We start from the raw sequence: 16,930 nt of genomic DNA on the forward strand, positions 1-16,930 counted from the left end.
CGAAAAAAAAGCGCGCTTCGCAGCGCGCTTTTCGCAACTCGAAACGGCTCGCCTCAACCTTTCTCAGCGCGATAGAGCTTGATGATCGCCGAGAAGTCGAGCTTGCCGTCGCCGTGGCTGCTCATGGCCTGATAGAGCTGCTGCGCAAGCGCTCCCATGTATGCGGGCTGATGCGCGCTTTTTGCAGCGTCGGTGGCAAGACCCAGATCCTTGAGCATGAGGTCCGTGCCGAAGCCGCCCGTGTAGCCGCGTGACGAAGGCGCCGTCTCGATCACGCCCGGATACGGGTTGTACGTATCCGAACTCCAGCAGCGCCCCGTGGACGTGTTCATGATGCCGCCCAGCACTTTCGGATCGATGCCGAGCGCCTCGCCCAGCGCCATCGCTTCGGCCACGCCGGCCATCGTGATGCCCAGCACGAGGTTGTTGCAGATCTTCGCCACCTGCCCCGTGCCGGTCTCGCCGCAATGGACGATGTTCTTGCCCATGCCGGAAAGCACCGGCTTCACGCTCTCGTAGTGCGCGGCGCTGCCGCCCACCATGAAGGTGAGCGTGCCTGCCGCCGCGCCACCCGTACCGCCCGACACCGGCGCATCGACGAACGCGTTGCCCTGCGCCTCGGCCAGCTTTGCGAACTCCTTGACGCTCGCGGGATCGATCGTGCTCGAATCGATGATCGTCACGCCCTTCGCGATGCCCGCCAGCACGCCGTCTTCCGCAGTGAGCACGCTGCGCACGTGCGCCGCAGCGGGCAGCATCGTGATGACCCATTCCGCACCGCTTGCCGCCGCCTTCGCCGATGCGGCCTTCTGCGCGCCGGCCTCGGCGAGCGTTTGCATCGCGCTCGCGCTCAAGTCGAACACCGTCACCGTATGTCCGGCCTTGAGCAGGTTGAGCGCCATCGGCGCGCCCATATGGCCCAGCCCGACAAATCCGATTTTCATGAGCCTTTCTCCCTTATTGTTCAGTACTCCATGTTGATGCCGGGCAGCGCATCAGCGCAGGCTGATCGTCGTGTTCACGCCGTCGCTCACGGTCGCGTCGTCGAACCAGCGCGCGGTGACCGTCTTGGTCTGCGTGTAGAACTGCACGACCTGCTTGCCGTACGGGCCCAGGTCGCCGAGCTTCGAACCGCGCGAACCCGTGAAGCTGAAATACGGCACCGGCACCGGAATCGGAATGTTGATGCCGACCTGGCCAATGTCGATCTCGCTCTGGAATTTGCGCGCCGCCGCGCCGCTCTGCGTGAAGAGGCCCACGCCGTTGCCGAACGGATTCGCATTGACGATGGCGATCGCTTCATCGAGCGTCTTCGCCGTCAGCACCACGAGCACCGGCCCGAAGATCTCGTTCGTGTAGATGTCCATGTCGGTCTTCACGTTCGTGAACACCGTGGGGCCAACGAAGTTGCCGTTCTCATAGCCCGGCACCTTCACGTCGCGGCCATCCAGTGCGAGCGTTGCGCCCTGCTTCACGCCCGAGTCGATCAAGCCGAGAATGCGCGTTTTCGCCGTGCGCGAAACGACCGGTCCCACGTCGGTCTTCGCCTCATGGCCCGCATTGACCTTGAGCGTCTTCGCCTTTTCTACCAGCTCGTCCACCCATTGCTGCGCGGCGCCCACGAACACGGCCACGGAAGTCGCCATGCAGCGCTGGCCCGCCGCGCCGAACGCCGCACCGACCAGCGCGTTGAGCGCCTGCTCGCGATTCGCATCGGGCAACACGACAGCGTGATTCTTCGCGCCCATCATCGACTGCACGCGCTTGCCGTGCTCGCTGCCCAGACGATAGACGTGCGTGCCCACGGCCGTCGATCCGACGAACGAAATCGCCTTCACGAGTTCGTGCGTGCAGATCGCATCGACGACTTCCTTGCCGCCGTGCACGACGTTGAGCACGCCTTTCGGAATGCCCGCCTCGATGGCGAGTTCGACGAGCTGCATGGTCGAGAGCGGGTCCTGCTCCGAAGGCTTCAGCACGAACGTATTGCCGCAAACGATCGCCATCGGGAACATCCAAAGCGGAATCATCGCGGGGAAGTTGAACGGCGTGATGCCGGCGCACACGCCTAGCGGCTGCTGCAGCGTATAGGTGTCCACGCCGCCCGCCACGTTCTCGGCGAAACCGCCTTGCTGCAGCGTGCCGATCGAGCAGGCATGCTCGACCACTTCGAGGCCGCGGAAAATGTCGCCCTCGGCGTCGGGTAGCGTCTTGCCCTGCTCGGCGGTGAGCGTCTGCGCGATGCGAGGCATATGCTCGCGAATCAACGCCTGCAGTTTGAGCATGATGCGCAAACGCGCGCCAAGCGGCGTGTTCTTCCACGTCGCGAACGCGGCGTGCGCGGCCTTCACGGCCTGGTCCACTTCCTCGACGGTCGCGAACGGCACGCGCGCCAGCACTTCTTGCGTGGCCGGATTGACGATGTCGCGCCACTCCTTCGTTTTCGATTCGACGAATTCGCCGTCGATGAGCAGCTTGACGGTCGAAACTTGCGCGTTGGATGCCTGGGTCACTGCGTTCATCGTGAACTCTCCCTGATGGATTCGAACGGGCCGGCCGTGGCCGGATATAGCGAAATGTGCGGAGTCAGCGAAACCCTCAATCGCAGCACGCGCGCAAGCACGCAGTGCAAATGCGTGCGGTCATGTCGAGCGTGCCGGGAATGGAGATGGGCGAGGTAAAGGAGAGTCCTGCTGAACACGGGCGCGCCTGTGTGCATGCCTGCGGCGCCCGCGCGGGGAACGACTGCAATTGCATCGTCTGTCTCCATCCTTGTTGTCGTGCGACCGTGTCTGTTTCAGTCGCGTTCTTCAACGAGTATAGTTATTCGAATATCCACGGCATAGAGATGAAAAAGCCCATCCGATATGCAAAAAAACACAACGAGCAGTATGGAGACACTGAACTGGGACGATCTGCGCTACTTCCTGGAAGTCGCTCGCACGCAGCGTGCGAGCGGTGCCGCGAAACGCCTGGGCGTTGACCACACCACGGTTGCGCGCCGGGTGCGCGAGCTCGAGGCAGCGCTAGGCACCGTCCTGTTCGACAAATCGCGCTCGGGCGGCTTCGTGCTGACGGCCGAAGGCCAGCGCCTGCTGGCCTACGCGGATGCGGTGGAAACCACGGTGCAATCGGCCAGCGAACAGTTCGCGATCGGCGCGCAGTCGCTCTCGGGCCATGTGCGCGTGGGTTCGACGGAGGGTTTCGGCTGCTTCTTTCTTGCACCGCAGTTGGCGCGCTTCACGGGCCAGCATCCCGACATGTCGATCGACCTGTTGCCCGTGCCGCATTTCGTGAGCCTTTCAAAGCGTGAGGCCGACCTCGCGATCATGCTGGAGCGCCCCGAGCGCGGACAGTACGTCTACACGAAACTATGCGACTACCGGTTGCGCCTGTATGGCACGCCGGCCTATCTCGAGCGCCACGCACGCATACGCACGCCCGCGGACCTGCGCAATCACGCCTTCATCAGCTATGTCGCCGATCTTGCGTTCAGCCACGAGCTGCTTTACCTCGAACGCACGGCGCCGAACGTGACCGCGAACCTCTGCAGCACCAGCGTGATCGCGCAATACCATGCTGCGCTGCAAGGCAGCGCGCTCGCCATCCTGCCTTGCTTCATGGCCGAGCCCGACCCGCGCCTCGTGCCGATCCTGCCCGAAGAAGTCATGGTGACGCGGCGCTTCTGGCTGTGCAGCCGCGAGGACCTGCGCAAGCTGCGGCGCATCACGTCGCTCTGGGATTATCTGCGCGCGGCTGCCGACGCCAATCGCCCGCTGCTGATGGGCGAATCGCCGGAAATGCATTACGTCGAGCCCTGAGCGCAATGCGCGTTACAGCATTGAGCTTCACAGTTTCGCCAGGCAATAAGAAAGCCGCACATGCAGTCCACGAGTGGGACTGCATGTGCGGCCTTCAGCAAGAACGCGAAAGACACCTGCTCCGGCGTCGCCGCCCGCACCTCGAAGGGCGATGGGCGCGCGCCGGCTAGCCGATGCTCAGGTCCCAACCGGGCGGATCGTCAGCGCGTTGCGCACCGACGTTACGCCTTCGACGCCCTTGGCGACATCGCCAGCGCGCTGGATCTGCGACTGCTCGGGCACGGTGCCTTGCAGCGTGACTGCGCCGTCTTTGGCACGCACGGTGATGTTGGAGACGCTCACGTTCTTGTCACGCGCGAGGGCCGCACGGACCTTACGGCCGAGCGCACGGTTCGCTGCGCGTGCCTGACGCAATGCTGCCTTCGATTGATTGACGTTGTGCTGGGCTGCGGCCGTCGGACCGCTGGCAGGGGCTTCTGCGGCCGCCGGGGCCGAAGCGTCCTGCGCGTAGACCTGGAACGAGGCCGCCACGAGTGCCGTGGCTGCGGCAAGCTTGAACATCTGAATAGCCTTCATGCAGTTTCTCCTGTTGTCAGTCTTATTGCAGGCCCAGGAATGGGCCGTTAACTACACCATTGACTACGAAACATTCACGCGCCAAACGGCGATGGGGAGTAACAATACCGCAACTATTTCATTCTTGACACGAAGCGTGCCCAATCTGTGATTCCACGCCACACTTCCTGCTGCTTTCCGCAGACGAATAGACTTGATTGCCCAAATAGTGAAGCCAGCGCGCAAGGAGGCAATTGAATTGCTTCACATGCCCGTTTTACGGCCCATTCACCGGAGTTTCATTGCCGTTTTAAACGTCCGGTGTAGTGCCTTCAGCCATGATCCGCTTTGGTGCATGCGATATGAATACAATGACTAATCGCGTATTGCAGAGCAGGATTGAGCCGCTTTATTTAAACAGCAACGCGCATCACACAAGCAGCGTTGACAATACGGTCAGCTGTAAACCCAAATACCCATTGCGCAATGCGAGAGGCCGGCATCAATTGGCCAATTGCGCCTTTATCCATCGATAGAACTGCTGGATCGCCGCCTCGCGCGGATGCCCCTCGCGCCAGGTAAAGTAATAGTCGAGCGAGGCCGGAATACGGACCTGCCCCAACTGCACCAGCTCGCCACGTTCGATGAATCCGCGTGCGAGTTGCAGACGCGCCGTCGCCACGCCTTGCCCGGCCACCGTTGCCTGCAGCAGCAGGCCCGCGTCGTCGAACACCGGCCCGCGCTCCGGTTCGTCGCCGGCCACGCCCGCGGCTTCGAAGAAGTCGCGCCACGAGCGGCGCGAAAAACGCAGGAGCGGCATGCTCGCGAGATCTTCCATGCGAAAGCCGGGATGGCGCGCGAGCAAGGCCGGACTGCATACCGCGACGACCTGATCGTCCAGCAGCTTGCGGATCTGGAAGCCGGGCTCGTCGACGCGCCGATGCCAGATGCCGATGTCGAACGGATACGGGTCGGGCGGCGTCACGTCCGCGTGCATGCGCAGCGAAAGATCGACCATCGGATGGCGGTCGTAGAAGTCGCCCAGGCGCGGAATCAGCCAGACCGACGCAAAATCGGACATCACGCTCAGTTCGAGCCGCGTGACGCCGCTCACGCCGGGGCGCGTGGCGTCGAGCGCGTTGCGCAGGTCGTCGAGACTGCGGCGCACTCGCTCGGCCAGTTGTGCGCCCGCCGCGGTAGGGATCATGCGGCTGCCCGCGCGGCGGAACAGCTCGACGCCTAATTCCGTTTCGAGCGCGCGCAGATGATGGCTCACGGCGCTGTGCGTCAAATGTAATTCTTCCGCGGCACGGCTGAAACTGCGCCGCCGCGCAGCGGCTTCAAGGGCGCGCAGCGCCTGCAATGGGGGGAGAGGTCGGGCCATGACGTCAAATTCTACTCACAATGCCGTCTGAAATCTCTCGCTGGCCTCGCACACGGCAATCGCCAATAATCGACAGCCAGGCATTCAATCCGCTTTCGCCCCCAACATGACCTCACTCAGACTGCGCGTATTCGCCGTATTCGCGCTCGGCTACTTCATTTCGTACCTGTTTCGCGGCGTCAATCTCGGCTTCGCGCCGTTTCTCTCGCGTGAAATGGGCTTCACGGCGACCGACCTCGGCACACTCACGAGCCTCTATTTCCTCGGCTTCGCTGGCGCGCAGATTCCTGGCGGCGTGCTGCTCGACCATTACGGCCCGCGCCGCGTCACTGCGTGCGTCATGCTCGTGGCAGCGGCGGGCGCGTTGATCTTCGGCGTCTCGCACAACATGGCCGCGATGATGGTCGGCCGGCTGCTGATCGGCGTGGGCGTGTCGGTGTGCCTCGGCGGCGCGTTCAAGGCCACGGCGCAGCACTTCCCCGTCGCGCAGCTCACGCTCGTCAATGGCCTCGTGATGGCCGTGGGCGGCCTGGGCGGTGTGGCCGTGGGCGCCCCGCTCTCGTGGCTGCTCTCGGTCGCGCCCTGGCGCGCGGTGAGCATCGGGCTCGCGGTGCTCACGGTGATCGTGGCCGCCATCATCTGGATCGGCGGCCCGCGCACGCGCGACACCCACCACCAGGCGAGCGTGCTCGAGCAGTTCAAGGGGACCGCGCATATCCTGTGCAGTCATGCATTCTGGAAGACCGCAACGTTCTCGGGCCTCACCCAGGCCGTGTTCTATGCCATGCAGTCGTTGTGGGTCGGCGCGTTTCTGCGCGACGTCGTGCCGGCCGGCACCGCCGATGTCGGCGCGCGTGCAGCCTCGCTCGTTTCCGTGCTGGGCGGCGCATTCATCGTCGGCAACATCGGCTTTGGCGCGCTCGCACGCAGCTTCGAGCGGCGCGGCGTGAGCGTCCAGCTCTTTTCCGGCGTCACGATGCTCGTTTTCGTGCTCGTGCAAGCGTTGCTCGCGGCGCGCGTGCCGCTTCCCGCGTCCCTGCTTTGGGCGGCTTACGGCGCGTTCGGCGGCACCGGCATCCTGACTTATGCCGTGCTCGCCGAATATTTCCCGCCGCGCTTGATCGGCCGTGTGAACACCACGTTCACGCTCGTCATCTTCATCGGCATCTTCCTTCTGCAGATCGCGATCGGCGCCGCGCTCGCGCACTGGCCGGCACTCGACGGCCACTACCCGGCGGTCGCGCATCAGACCGTATGGGCTGTCCTCGTCGGGATGCAAGTGCTCTGCGCGGTGTGGTACTTCATGCCGTCACGGCGTGCCGCTGCCCCGCGCCACGCGGTCGAAACGCAATAAAGCGCGCTTTCGCGCAAAGCCGCACCGCGCCCGGCGCGCTGTGCGGCTTTGCGCTTCTGCTCACATCGATAGCACGATTTCTTCCTTCGGCACGGGCCGCGCTCTACTATCATGAGTGCGCCCTGCCGTTCACTTTCCCCATAGAACACAGCGCCTTTGTCGAGAAATGCAAATCTCGAATCATTGGTTGTCCTGATCGGCATACCCGGAAAAGAATGACCCAACGGCAACGACAGCGAAGCAAGCTCGCCAGTCTGCGCATCCCGTTTCGTCACCCAAATCCGACCTGCCCATGCGTTCACTTCGCGTTCTGCAGTACCTGCCGCAGTTCCTGATTTATGCCGCGCTTTCTTTCGTCTCCCTGCACGCCGCGGCAGAAAAGCCCACCGTGATCCGCATCGGCGTCGCGCAGCAAGGCGCGGGAGACCCGCCCACTTTCGGCGGTTCGACCGCTGCCACGGTGCGCGGCCAGCAGCTGCTCGAAAAGGAATTCGCCGCCGACGGCATCAAGGTCGAGTGGCTCTTCTTCAAGGGCGCGGGCCCGGCAGTGAACGAGGCCATTGCCAACAGTGCACTCGACTTCGCGTATCAAGGCGACTTACCCTCGGTGCTCGCGCGCGCCAACGGTCTCAAGACCCGCATCCTGCTGGAGTCGGGCGTGCGCTCCGGTGTGAAGGTGGGTGTGCCCGCCGATTCCGACATCAAGTCGATCAAGGATCTCAAGGACCGTCGCGTCGCCATTTTTCGCGGCACGAATCTGCAGCTCGTGGCCGACAATGCGCTCGCCGAAAACCAGCTCGACGAACGCGCGCTACGGGTGATCAATCTCGACACCGCAAGCTCGCTCGCCGCACTCGCATCGAAAGGCATCGATGCCTCGGTAAACGACTATCACCTTTACCGGCTGCGCGATCAGGGGCTCGCTCGCATCGTCTACGAATCGCAGCATGATGGCCCGCAGTTGACGCGCCAGGCGCATCTGCTCGTGCTCGACGGCTTCGAGAAGGCGCACCCCGACATCGTGCAGCGCGTGGTCAATGTCTTCGTGCAGGCGGCGCAATGGTCGTCAGATGAAACAAACCGCGACGCGCTCTTCAAGCTCTGGGCGAATAGCGGCGTGAGCTATTCGTCCTGGCAAGCCGAGTTCGGCGAGCAGCCGCTGAAGTATCGCAATTCGCCGTTGATCGATCCGTTCATCGTGGCGCGCTACAAAGCCGTTGCGCAGGACGCGCTGCGCCTGAAGCTGATTCGCCAGCCCGTGGAGGTCGATTCGTGGTTCGAGCCGCGCTATCTCGACAACGCGCTGCGCGCACAAAAGCTCGAACACTACTGGACCCCCTACGACGCCGTCGGCAAGCCGCTTGGCTGAGCACGCGAGAGGAGCCGCATCATGACGGAAACCGCGATCACGATTGCTTCGGACACGCCGCATGCAGCTGCGCCGCGCGTCGACACGACAAGCGCGCACGTGCGCTGGCGCGTCGTACTGCGCGCAAGTGCGTGGCATCTCGCGCCCTGGCTGCTGCCCGCAATGCTTTTTCTGCTGTGGAGCATCGGCTGCGCACGTGGCTGGATCGCGCCGCAGATCCTGCCTGCGCCGCAGCGCGTTTATGAAACCTTCGTCGATCTCGCCCAGAGCGGCGAGCTTGCGCGCAATACGCTGATCAGCCTGCAACGCGTGCTGCTGGGCTTTGCAGGCGGCACCGTGCTCGGCTTCGTGATCGGCGGCGCGCTCGGGCTCTCTCGCACGCTCGAAGCGTGGGTGCTGCCCAGCTTCAACGCGATCGTGCAGATCCCCGTGCTCGGCTGGCTGCCGTTTCTGCTGTTGCTCGTCGGCGTGGGCGAGCCGCTCAAGTATCTGCTCATCGCACACGCGGCGCTCGTGCCCGTCACATTGAGCACCATGCAAGGCTTTCGGCAAACACCCGCCGCGCTGGACGAGGTCGCGCGCGTATTCGCCTACACCCGCTGGCAACGTATCGTGAGGCTCGTGCTGCCCGCGGCGGTTCCGACGCTCGCCACCGGCGTGCGCCTTGCCTTCACGAAGGCGTGGCTCGCACTCGTCGTCGTCGAACTCGTGGCGTCGTCAGAAGGGCTCGGCTATCTGATCGTGTATGGCCGCCAGCTCTTTCAGCTCGATCTCGTGATGGCGTCAGTGGTCGTGGTGGGTGCGGTCGGCTTCGTGATCAATCGTCTGCTCGATGTGCTGGAGCGGCGTTTACGCCGCGGCACGCCTTCGGCGTTTCGCGGCTGACGCTGACGATGCGTGATTGCCGCCATTGAGGACAAGGGAGAATTCGCCATGAAGATATCGTTTGCACGAGCGTCCGCGCGTCCCGATTGCGCCTGTGACGCGACGACCGAAGCCAGGCCGCGACGACGTGTCGATTTACGTGGCGCCGCCCTGCCCCTCGCCGCCATCGCGCTGTGGTGGGCCATAAGTGCCTCGCATGTCGTGAAAAGCGGCCTGCTCGTGAGTCCCGGCGATGTGATTCGCACCGCTTACGAACAGATCGAGAGCGGTGCGCTGGTCCGCGCGCTTTCGGCATCGCTTGCCCGCGAAGCCTGCGGCTTTGCCATCGGCGCAACGGCGGGGTTCCTGCTGGGCGGCGCCTTGGGTCTCTCGCGCATCGCCGCACGCGTCGTGGGGCCGAGCTTCGACACGTTCAAGCAGATCTCGCTGTTCGCGTGGATTCCGCTCATATCCGTGTGGTTCGGGCTCGGCGACGCCGCCAAGGTGGTCTTCCTTTCGCTCGCGGCGCTGCTCCCGGTTGCCGCCCATACGTGTGACGGCATTCACGCCGTGCCGCGCAAATACGTCGAACTCGCGCAGGCGTTGCGCTATTCGCGCCTGCAGTTGATCCGCTACGTCCTGTTGCCGGCCGCGTTGCCCTCTATTTTTACGGGCCTTTATCTTGCGCTCATCTATTCGTGGCTGGCCACGCTCGGCGCGGAATATCTGCTCGTGGCGGGCAGCGGCATCGGCAATCTTCTGATCGACGGCAGCGAGCAGTTCCGCATGGACCTCGTGCTGTTCGGCATCGTCGTCGTGGGCGCGATCGGATGGGCGCTCAATGCGCTCGCAAGGCGCGTGGAGCGAGGCGTGCTCGCGCGGTTGCATATCACTGCCCAATGATCTGGATTGCCAATCAACAGAATCTGGGAGAAAACTAGATGAGCGCGACTGAATCCACGGGACTCGACATTCTGCACGTCAGCAAGCGATACGGCGCGGGCGAGTCCGCGCTTGTCGTGCTCGACGACGTGACGCTGCATATACGCCCCGGCGAATTCGTGAGCGTGCTCGGCGCGAGCGGATGCGGAAAATCCACGCTGTTGCGCCTGATCGCCGGGCTCGACGCGGGCTATAGCGGCGCCATCATGATGCGCGGCGAACGTGTCGGCGACACCTCGCTCGAACGCGGCATCGTGTTCCAGGATCATCGGCTGTTTCCCTGGCTCACCGCCGAACAGAACATCCTGGCGGCGCTGCGCAACGCCCCGCTTTCGGCTCGCGAAAAGCACGAAGCGGTGGCCGAGCACATCGCACTCGTGGGGCTTAAGGGCTTCGAGCGGGCGTATCCGCATCAGCTCTCGGGCGGCATGGCGCAGCGTGTGGCGATCGCGCGCGGCCTCGTCAATCGCCCGCGCGTGCTGCTGCTCGACGAACCCTTCGGCGCGCTCGACGCCCTCACGCGCAGCCGTCTGCAAAACGAGCTGCTGCGCATCTGGGAACGCGAACGCATCACGATGATCCTCGTCACGCACGATGTCGACGAGGCGATCTACCTGGGCGACCGGGTCGTGACGATGGCGCCGCGCCCTGGCCGCATCCGTCGCATCGTCGACGTGGCATTGCCGCGCCCGCGCGATCGCGCGGATCCGCGCTTCGTGCGACTGCGCGACGAGATTCTCTCCGACTTCTCGGACGCAACGACACCGCCCGGCGACACGCTATTGCCCGACACCCCTGCCCATTCTTCAGGTCAATGGCGCATGGCGTGGTGAACGCGCTGACCGACTGGTCGGTCGCGCCTCATCTCTCCTCATGATCCCGACGCCCCGGGTGTGCCAATTGCGCCCGGCGTGAGAAAATCTCTTTTCGAACGGAAACGCACGACGCGTCAGCGCCCTCGCCGCAGCCCGCTTTCCCGTACTTAGCAGTCTTTTCGGCCGGTTTATCGACATATCCCGCCGGTTCGACAATTGGATACCGGGAAAGTGCTTGTCTAGCGCAACGTGACGCGAAGTTTTCCGATCCGCAAGGGGTCGGCTCAGCGTAAACTCCCGCTGTTGCCATTCGATAGTGTCGATTCATGATAAAGAGAGAAACATCCATGCCAGACAACACCCACTCGCACGACGGTCACTCCGACTCGTGCGGCTGCGACCTGTTACACCTGCTCGACGGCGTGGACGAATTCACTCATCACGTTTTCCCGGGCAACAAGGAGCTGTTCCACAGCCTCGCCCACAGCCAGGCGCCGCACACGCTTTTCATCACGTGCGCCGACTCGCGCGTTTCGCCGGAAATGATCACGCAGGCCAAGCCCGGTGATCTGTTCGTTTGCCGCAACATCGGCAATATCGTGCCGGCGTATGGCGAAATGCTCGGCGGCGTTTCGGCCGTCGTGGAGTTCGCGGTGCTCGCGCTCAACGTGAAGCAGATCGTGCTGTGCGGCCATACCGATTGCGGCGCGATGAAGGGGCTCGCCTCGGGCGCGGAAGCCACGGCCGACATGCCCACCGTGCAGGCGTGGCTGCGCAACGCGGAAGCCGCGCGCAGCGTGGTGAAGACCCGCGGCCTGGACGACGACCACATCGTTCAGGCGCTCGTGGAAGAAAACGTCCGCCTGCAGCTCACGCACCTGCGCACGCACCCCGCCGTGGCGGCGCGCGTGGCCCAGGGCCAGCTCGAACTGCAGGGCTGGGTCTATGACATTGGCCACGGCAAAGTCACCGTGCTGGACGAAGCACACGGCAAGTTCCTGTCGCTCGGCGAAGCGCGCGCACGCCTGCGCAAGCGCGTCGAGGAATAATGGCTGGGCGCTGACGCGCCCGCGCCTTCACGCTGGCTTTCAGGCTCACTTCAGGCCAGCACCGGGGCGGCAGTTCACGCCGCCCCATCACACCCCCCTTATTCATTCCGCATGAATTGAAGTGCGCCCACAGCGCATTTCGGGCTTTGTCGCGCGATTTTCTCAATCTTCGCAATAATTCTTTTCGAATTAGGGGTTTACCCTAGGACAAAACCCGACTACACTCTGGCCCGTACTACATGCGGCGCCCTGCCGCACAAAAAGAAGAATTCCGGAGGTTGGTCGCTATGCAGCACGTTGCCCCGCCGTCGCATCACCTGTCTCATCCCAGCTTCAACCGCACTACCGGCGCATTGCGTCGTCCCACGCTTCGCTAGTTCAGCGCGCGTGTCCTGCCGTCGCGCACGCGTCGCTGCAGGCGAACTTGAAAGGCCCACTCCGCGTCATCGCCGTTTTCATGCCGCCGCTCGCATCGCGGCAGACGGCGCGCGCCTTTGCGCGTCTGGACGCCCGGTAATGGGCTTCGCACCCGTCACGGGCCGAGCGCCCGGTTACCGAAGGAGAAGCATCCATGGAGTCCGCGCAGAACCGTCAGTCGAAAGTCGAAGTGAAGTTGTTCCTGCATCCGGAAGATCATTACCGCGCGATGGCCGCCGCGAAAACCCTCAATCTCGCGGAACGCGAGTTCTTCGCGCTGGCGCTGCATCTGGGCGCGACCCAGATCCTGCGCCAGACCGAAGCGGCTTGATAAAGCCTCACCGGGCGAAGAAGCCCGTCACACCGGTGACGGGTTGCGTTCACCGAACCCCTCCTGGTGCCAGTAAGGGTAGACAGGCCGCACCACGCTCGCGGCATCGAGCTTCGCCACCTGCTCGGGCGTGAGGTTCCAGCCGACCGCGCCGAGGTTCTGGCGCAACTGCGCCTCGTCGCGCGCGCCGATCAGCACCGTCGCGACCGTGGGCCGTTGCAGCAGCCAGTTCAGTGCGATCTGCGGCACGGTCTTGCCGGTTTCCTGCGCGATCTCGTCGATGGCGTCGAGCACGCGAAAGAGGTACTCGTCCGGCACCGGCGGACCCTGCTCCGCAGTCTTATGCAGACGGCTCTTCTCCGGCAGCGGCTGGCCGCGCCGGATCTTGCCCGTCAAACGCCCCCAGCCCAACGGGCTCCACACCACCGCGCCCACGCCCTGGTCGAGCCCGAGCGGCATCAGTTCCCACTCGTAGTCGCGACCGATCAGCGAGTAGTACGTCTGGTTCGCGACGTAACGCGGATAGCCGTAGCGATCGGCCACGGCCAGAGATTTCATCAGGTGCCAGCCCGAGAAGTTCGACACGCCCGTATAGAGAATCTTGCCTGCGCGCACGAGTTCGTCGAGCGTGGACAGCACCTCTTCGGCCGGTGTGCGCGCATCGAATCCATGCAACTGGAACAGGTCGATATGATCGGTCTGCAGACGCTTGAGCGCCGCGTCGACCGCGCGCTTCAGGTGGAAGCGCGATGAGCCCACGTTATTGGGTTCGTCGTCGAAGCGGAAGGTCGCCTTGGTCGAGATGATCGCCTTGTCGCGGCGCCCCTTGAGCGCTTCGCCGAGCACCGACTCCGAGGCGCCGCTCGAGTAGATATCGGCCGTGTCGAACATCGTGACGCCGGCGTCGAGGCAAATGTCGATGAGCTTGCGCGCTTCGGCAACATCGGTTGCGCCCCAGGCCTCGAAGAACTCGCCTTTGCCACCGAACGTGCCGGTGCCGAAGCTCAGCACCGGCACCTTCATTCCGGACGCACCCAGAAAACGGTATTCCATTTCCGACTCTCCATTAATCAACGGGTTGACGATGTGATGCCGACAGCGGACGAGTCTACGCGCTTCGATTCAGGCTTGCCGAGGCCGCCTCACAGCGAAGGTCTCGCGACGCCGCCGACCGCTGCGCGGCTGTACAGATGCTTTTGCGTATTGGAAACTGTCGCCTTTCGCCGCGGGCTTTCTGCTTCACTATCCGGTCCGCAATGTTCCGATCGGCAATTTCTCCGCTGCCCGCCCATGCTCCGTACCAAGATCGCATTGATTCTCGTCTGCCGCGTGGTGGCGCAATGACCGCTCCCGCACAACGCTCCTCCGGCGTCGGCTGGCTGCCGTACCTCGTCGCCGCCACATTCTTCATGGAGTACCTGGACACGACCGTCATCGCCACGGCGCTGCCGCAGATGGCGCGCTCGTTCGGCATCGGCCCGAATAGCCTGAGTCTTGGCGTGACCGCCTATATGCTCGCACTTGCCATCTTCATTCCGGCCAGCGGATGGGTGGCTGACCGCTGCGGTGCGCGCACCGTGTTCTTCAGCGCCGTCGTCACGTTCACGGTGGCGTCCGTGCTGTGCGGGATCTCGCAGAACGTCGACGAGTTCGTGGCCGCGCGCATTCTGCAAGGCATTGGCGGCGCGATGATGGTGCCGGTCGGGCGTATGGTCGTCGTGCGCAGCACCGAGAAAAACAAGCTCATGCAGGCGATCTCGACGATCACCTGGCCCGCTATCGCCGCGCCCGTGGTGGGGCCGCCCATCGGCGGCTTCATTACGACGTATGCGTCGTGGCGCTGGATCTTTCTGCTGAACGTGCCGTTCGGCATTGCCGTGCTCGCGGCCATCGCCGCCATCGTGCCGAACCTGCGCGGCGAACAGCGCCGGCCGCTCGATGTGGCGGGCCTCGTACTGAGCGGCGCGGCGCTCACCGCCATCCTTTACGGCGCGGAACTCGCAAGCCAGGCGGGCCAGAATCCCTGGCGCGCGGTGGCGATCGTTGCGGCGGGCGTAGCGATCGGGGTCGTCGCGTTCGTGCATGCGAAACGCCATCCGCACCCGCTCGTCGATGTTTCCACGCTGAAAATTCCGACGTTTTCCGTGACGGTCGTGACAGGCTCGATCACGCGTGTCGGCATCGGTGCGGCGCCGTATCTGATGCCGCTGATGTTCCAGATCGGCTTCGGCCTCTCGGCGTTCAAGTCCGGCCTGCTGCTGCTTGCGAGTGCGCTCGGCAATCTCGGGATGAAGGCGCTCACGACGCGCATTCTCGAGCGCTGGGGCTTCCGGCTCGTTTCCGTCGTCGACGTCAGCGTCGCGGGCGTGTCCCTGATCGCGTGCGGCATGCTCACGCCCGGCACGCCGCTCGCCATCGTGTTGATCGTCGTGTTCGTCTACGGTATGGCGCGCTCGATGCAGTTTTCCACCCTCGCCACGCTGGCCTACGCCGACGTCGCGCAGCCGCAGATGAGCGCGGCCAGCACGCTCTGGAGCGCGGCGGCGCAGATGACCATCGGCCTTGGCATTGCGTTCGGCGCGCTCGCGCTGCGCGTGGCCGCGAACCTGAACGGCGAAACCACGGGCCACGTGTTCACGCTCGACGACTTCCGGCTCGCCTTTCTTGCGGCCGGCGTGCTCACGCTGATTTCGGTGTGGGGTTATGCGCAGATGGCGCGCGATGCGGGGCAGAACGTGGGCGGCGGCTCGCGCAGGCAGCGCGCGTAGGTCCCGCCGCGCGCCTGGCGACGCGCGGCGGCAGGACTACCGTTATTTGGAAAGGCTTGCCCGCACGGTGAATTCCGCTTCTTCGCCCGCCTCGAGTTCATCGGCATGGGCATGCGCCGCGTGGAACTCGTTGGACAGCGGCTCGACCGGATAACCGTGGCGCTCCCAGGCGTCGAGGCCGCCCCTGAGCGCGCGCGCGTGATAGATGTGCTTGTTGCGCAATTGATCGACGATGCGCTTGGCCGTCGCCTCGTTCGGGCACACGCAGTACACGACGATTGGACGCCCGATCAGCTCGGGCGAGAGTTCTTCGCTCGAATCGAGATTCAGCGGCCGCGCACCAGGAATCCGGTAGGCCTCCTTCGCGCGCACGGATTGCGGGCGCGCGTCGAGCACGATGGGCGGCGCGCTCGACTTCATCATCTCGTCGAGCTGATCGGGCGAGATGCGGTGCGTCGCCAGCCAGTGGCGGAACTGCATGCGCCGCAGCCAGCGCCAGGCGAGGAACAACACGCCCGCCACGGCGAGCACGTCGAAGATCGTCATGCCGTTCGCGCGCACGAACGCCGCGAATCGCACGATCTCCGCATGCAGCGCCGCGCCGCCGAGCAGCCAGGTGCCCGCCCACAAAGCCGCGCCGACCGTGTCCCACAGCAGGAAGACGTGCACCGCCACCGTAGTCGTACCGAGCAGCGGCGCGGAAATCAGGCCGAGCCCCGGCACGAACTTCGCCACCGCGAGAATGGGCGCGCCGTAGCGCTCGAAGACGTTGCGCGCGATGCGGATCGTCGTGTCCAGCGACAGCGAAAAGCGCACGAGCCCGTTGAGCAGACGCCGCCCGCGTTTGCGGCCCGCGGCGAACCACAAGGAATCCGCGAGCAGCGTGGCGATCACGGCCGCCGCCAGCAGGCTCCCGTAGGACGTCTCGCCGCTCGCCGCCATCGTGCCCGCGAGAATCAACACCGGCGCGGCCGGCACGGGCACGCCCAGTTGCGTGACGAGTACGCTGAGAAAGACCGCTCCGGCGCCGAAATCGGGTGGAATCGCGGTGGGGAGCGTCAACATTTCGAGATAACCTGCGCGCAGGAATATTCAGGTAAGGAAACATGGCGCGCATACCGCGCCGGCCGAGGGTGGAGATTACCCCAACGTGCCATTCCTTGCTCTCGTTGACGCAGGCTTCACGGCGGCATCGGGCGGGCGATCCGGCCCCGCTGCTGGCGCTTTCGCGCCGATGCGAAACGATGCTAATCTCGTAAAA

Annotated in this window: 15 protein-coding genes; 9 read left to right on the forward strand and 6 right to left on the reverse strand. The window is 64.3% G+C overall.

Annotated elements, in window-relative coordinates; genetic code table 11:
- Positions 1–53: 53 nt before the first annotated feature.
- Positions 54–944, reverse strand: coding sequence for a 3-hydroxyisobutyrate dehydrogenase (gene mmsB / locus E1N52_RS21675; protein WP_133184774.1), 891 nt, complete (start codon positions 942–944; stop codon positions 54–56).
- 51 nt (positions 945–995) lie between these two features.
- Complete coding sequence (locus E1N52_RS21680) at positions 996–2,522, reverse strand: CoA-acylating methylmalonate-semialdehyde dehydrogenase (RefSeq protein WP_133184775.1); 1,527 nt, start codon at positions 2,520–2,522, stop codon at positions 996–998.
- 345 nt (positions 2,523–2,867) lie between these two features.
- Between E1N52_RS21680 and E1N52_RS21685 the strand changes: the two genes are divergently transcribed.
- Positions 2,868–3,821: a LysR family transcriptional regulator gene (locus E1N52_RS21685; RefSeq protein WP_133184776.1), complete on the forward strand. Its 954-nt coding sequence runs from the start codon at positions 2,868–2,870 to the stop codon at positions 3,819–3,821.
- A gap of 177 nt (positions 3,822–3,998) precedes the next feature.
- On the opposite strand, the gene E1N52_RS21690 is transcribed toward E1N52_RS21685, so the two are convergent.
- On the reverse strand, positions 3,999–4,397 hold the full coding sequence (locus E1N52_RS21690; protein ID WP_133184777.1) for a BON domain-containing protein: 399 nt from the start codon (positions 4,395–4,397) through the stop codon (positions 3,999–4,001).
- Positions 4,398–4,878: 481 nt separating this feature from the next.
- Positions 4,879–5,760 (reverse strand): LysR substrate-binding domain-containing protein, encoded by an 882-nt coding sequence (locus E1N52_RS21695; protein ID WP_133184778.1) that lies wholly within the window; start codon positions 5,758–5,760, stop codon positions 4,879–4,881.
- Between the two features lie 106 nt (positions 5,761–5,866).
- Here E1N52_RS21695 and E1N52_RS21700 point away from each other — a divergent pair, with 106 nt between their 5' ends.
- The 7 genes from E1N52_RS21700 to E1N52_RS44140 all read left to right on the forward strand — a co-directional run bounded on the left by E1N52_RS21700 (position 5,867) and on the right by E1N52_RS44140 (position 12,901).
- Positions 5,867–7,114, forward strand: coding sequence for an MFS transporter (locus tag E1N52_RS21700; RefSeq protein ID WP_133184779.1), 1,248 nt, complete (start codon positions 5,867–5,869; stop codon positions 7,112–7,114).
- A 292-nt stretch (positions 7,115–7,406) separates the two neighbouring features.
- Positions 7,407–8,483: an ABC transporter substrate-binding protein gene (locus E1N52_RS21705; RefSeq protein WP_133184780.1), complete on the forward strand. Its 1,077-nt coding sequence runs from the start codon at positions 7,407–7,409 to the stop codon at positions 8,481–8,483.
- Positions 8,484–8,504: 21 nt separating this feature from the next.
- Positions 8,505–9,368, forward strand: a complete 864-nt coding sequence (locus E1N52_RS21710; protein ID WP_133184781.1) for an ABC transporter permease — start codon at positions 8,505–8,507, stop codon at positions 9,366–9,368.
- Between the two features lie 48 nt (positions 9,369–9,416).
- Positions 9,417–10,250, forward strand: coding sequence for an ABC transporter permease (locus E1N52_RS21715; RefSeq protein ID WP_133184782.1), 834 nt, complete (start codon positions 9,417–9,419; stop codon positions 10,248–10,250).
- A 38-nt stretch (positions 10,251–10,288) separates the two neighbouring features.
- Positions 10,289–11,122 carry an ABC transporter ATP-binding protein gene (locus tag E1N52_RS21720; RefSeq protein WP_133184783.1) on the forward strand — a complete coding sequence of 278 codons (834 nt, stop codon included), beginning with the start codon at positions 10,289–10,291 and terminating at the stop codon, positions 11,120–11,122.
- A gap of 329 nt (positions 11,123–11,451) precedes the next feature.
- The gene (locus E1N52_RS21725; RefSeq protein ID WP_133184784.1) at positions 11,452–12,153 is read left to right on the forward strand and encodes a carbonic anhydrase; all 702 of its coding nucleotides are present in this window, start codon (positions 11,452–11,454) and stop codon (positions 12,151–12,153) included.
- A gap of 571 nt (positions 12,154–12,724) precedes the next feature.
- Positions 12,725–12,901 (forward strand): hypothetical protein, encoded by a 177-nt coding sequence (locus E1N52_RS44140; RefSeq protein WP_154677984.1) that lies wholly within the window; start codon positions 12,725–12,727, stop codon positions 12,899–12,901.
- Positions 12,902–12,928: 27 nt separating this feature from the next.
- Here the strand turns inward: E1N52_RS44140 and E1N52_RS21730 are convergent, their stop codons facing one another.
- Positions 12,929–13,954 carry an aldo/keto reductase gene (locus E1N52_RS21730; RefSeq protein WP_133184785.1) on the reverse strand — a complete coding sequence of 342 codons (1,026 nt, stop codon included), beginning with the start codon at positions 13,952–13,954 and terminating at the stop codon, positions 12,929–12,931.
- A gap of 287 nt (positions 13,955–14,241) precedes the next feature.
- Between E1N52_RS21730 and E1N52_RS21735 the strand changes: the two genes are divergently transcribed.
- Entirely contained in the window at positions 14,242–15,669 is a 1,428-nt protein-coding gene (locus E1N52_RS21735; protein WP_133184786.1) for a DHA2 family efflux MFS transporter permease subunit, read from the forward strand.
- Positions 15,670–15,711: 42 nt separating this feature from the next.
- Here the strand turns inward: E1N52_RS21735 and E1N52_RS21740 are convergent, their stop codons facing one another.
- Positions 15,712–16,734 carry a VTT domain-containing protein gene (locus E1N52_RS21740; protein WP_133184787.1) on the reverse strand — a complete coding sequence of 341 codons (1,023 nt, stop codon included), beginning with the start codon at positions 16,732–16,734 and terminating at the stop codon, positions 15,712–15,714.
- Positions 16,735–16,930: the final 196 nt, after the last annotated feature.

It is taken from the genome of Paraburkholderia guartelaensis, from assembly GCF_004353905.1.
In the GTDB taxonomy this organism is placed as follows: Bacteria; Pseudomonadota; Gammaproteobacteria; order Burkholderiales; family Burkholderiaceae; genus Paraburkholderia; species Paraburkholderia guartelaensis.

What these genes read in the sequence shown, in the direction of transcription:
- mmsB (WP_133184774.1), bottom strand. Translation starts at nt 944, where the DNA reads ATGAAAATCGGATTTGTCGGGCTGGGCCATATGGGCGCGCCGATGGCG.
- E1N52_RS21680 (WP_133184775.1), bottom strand. Translation starts at nt 2,522, where the DNA reads ATGAACGCAGTGACCCAGGCATCCAACGCGCAAGTTTCGACCGTCAAG.
- E1N52_RS21685 (WP_133184776.1), top strand. Translation starts at nt 2,868, where the DNA reads ATGCAAAAAAACACAACGAGCAGTATGGAGACACTGAACTGGGACGAT.
- E1N52_RS21690 (WP_133184777.1), bottom strand. Translation starts at nt 4,397, where the DNA reads ATGAAGGCTATTCAGATGTTCAAGCTTGCCGCAGCCACGGCACTCGTG.
- E1N52_RS21695 (WP_133184778.1), bottom strand. Translation starts at nt 5,760, where the DNA reads ATGGCCCGACCTCTCCCCCCATTGCAGGCGCTGCGCGCCCTTGAAGCC.
- E1N52_RS21700 (WP_133184779.1), top strand. Translation starts at nt 5,867, where the DNA reads ATGACCTCACTCAGACTGCGCGTATTCGCCGTATTCGCGCTCGGCTAC.
- E1N52_RS21705 (WP_133184780.1), top strand. Translation starts at nt 7,407, where the DNA reads ATGCGTTCACTTCGCGTTCTGCAGTACCTGCCGCAGTTCCTGATTTAT.
- E1N52_RS21710 (WP_133184781.1), top strand. Translation starts at nt 8,505, where the DNA reads ATGACGGAAACCGCGATCACGATTGCTTCGGACACGCCGCATGCAGCT.
- E1N52_RS21715 (WP_133184782.1), top strand. Translation starts at nt 9,417, where the DNA reads ATGAAGATATCGTTTGCACGAGCGTCCGCGCGTCCCGATTGCGCCTGT.
- E1N52_RS21720 (WP_133184783.1), top strand. Translation starts at nt 10,289, where the DNA reads ATGAGCGCGACTGAATCCACGGGACTCGACATTCTGCACGTCAGCAAG.
- E1N52_RS21725 (WP_133184784.1), top strand. Translation starts at nt 11,452, where the DNA reads ATGCCAGACAACACCCACTCGCACGACGGTCACTCCGACTCGTGCGGC.
- E1N52_RS44140 (WP_154677984.1), top strand. Translation starts at nt 12,725, where the DNA reads ATGGAGTCCGCGCAGAACCGTCAGTCGAAAGTCGAAGTGAAGTTGTTC.
- E1N52_RS21730 (WP_133184785.1), bottom strand. Translation starts at nt 13,954, where the DNA reads ATGGAATACCGTTTTCTGGGTGCGTCCGGAATGAAGGTGCCGGTGCTG.
- E1N52_RS21735 (WP_133184786.1), top strand. Translation starts at nt 14,242, where the DNA reads ATGACCGCTCCCGCACAACGCTCCTCCGGCGTCGGCTGGCTGCCGTAC.
- E1N52_RS21740 (WP_133184787.1), bottom strand. Translation starts at nt 16,734, where the DNA reads ATGTTGACGCTCCCCACCGCGATTCCACCCGATTTCGGCGCCGGAGCG.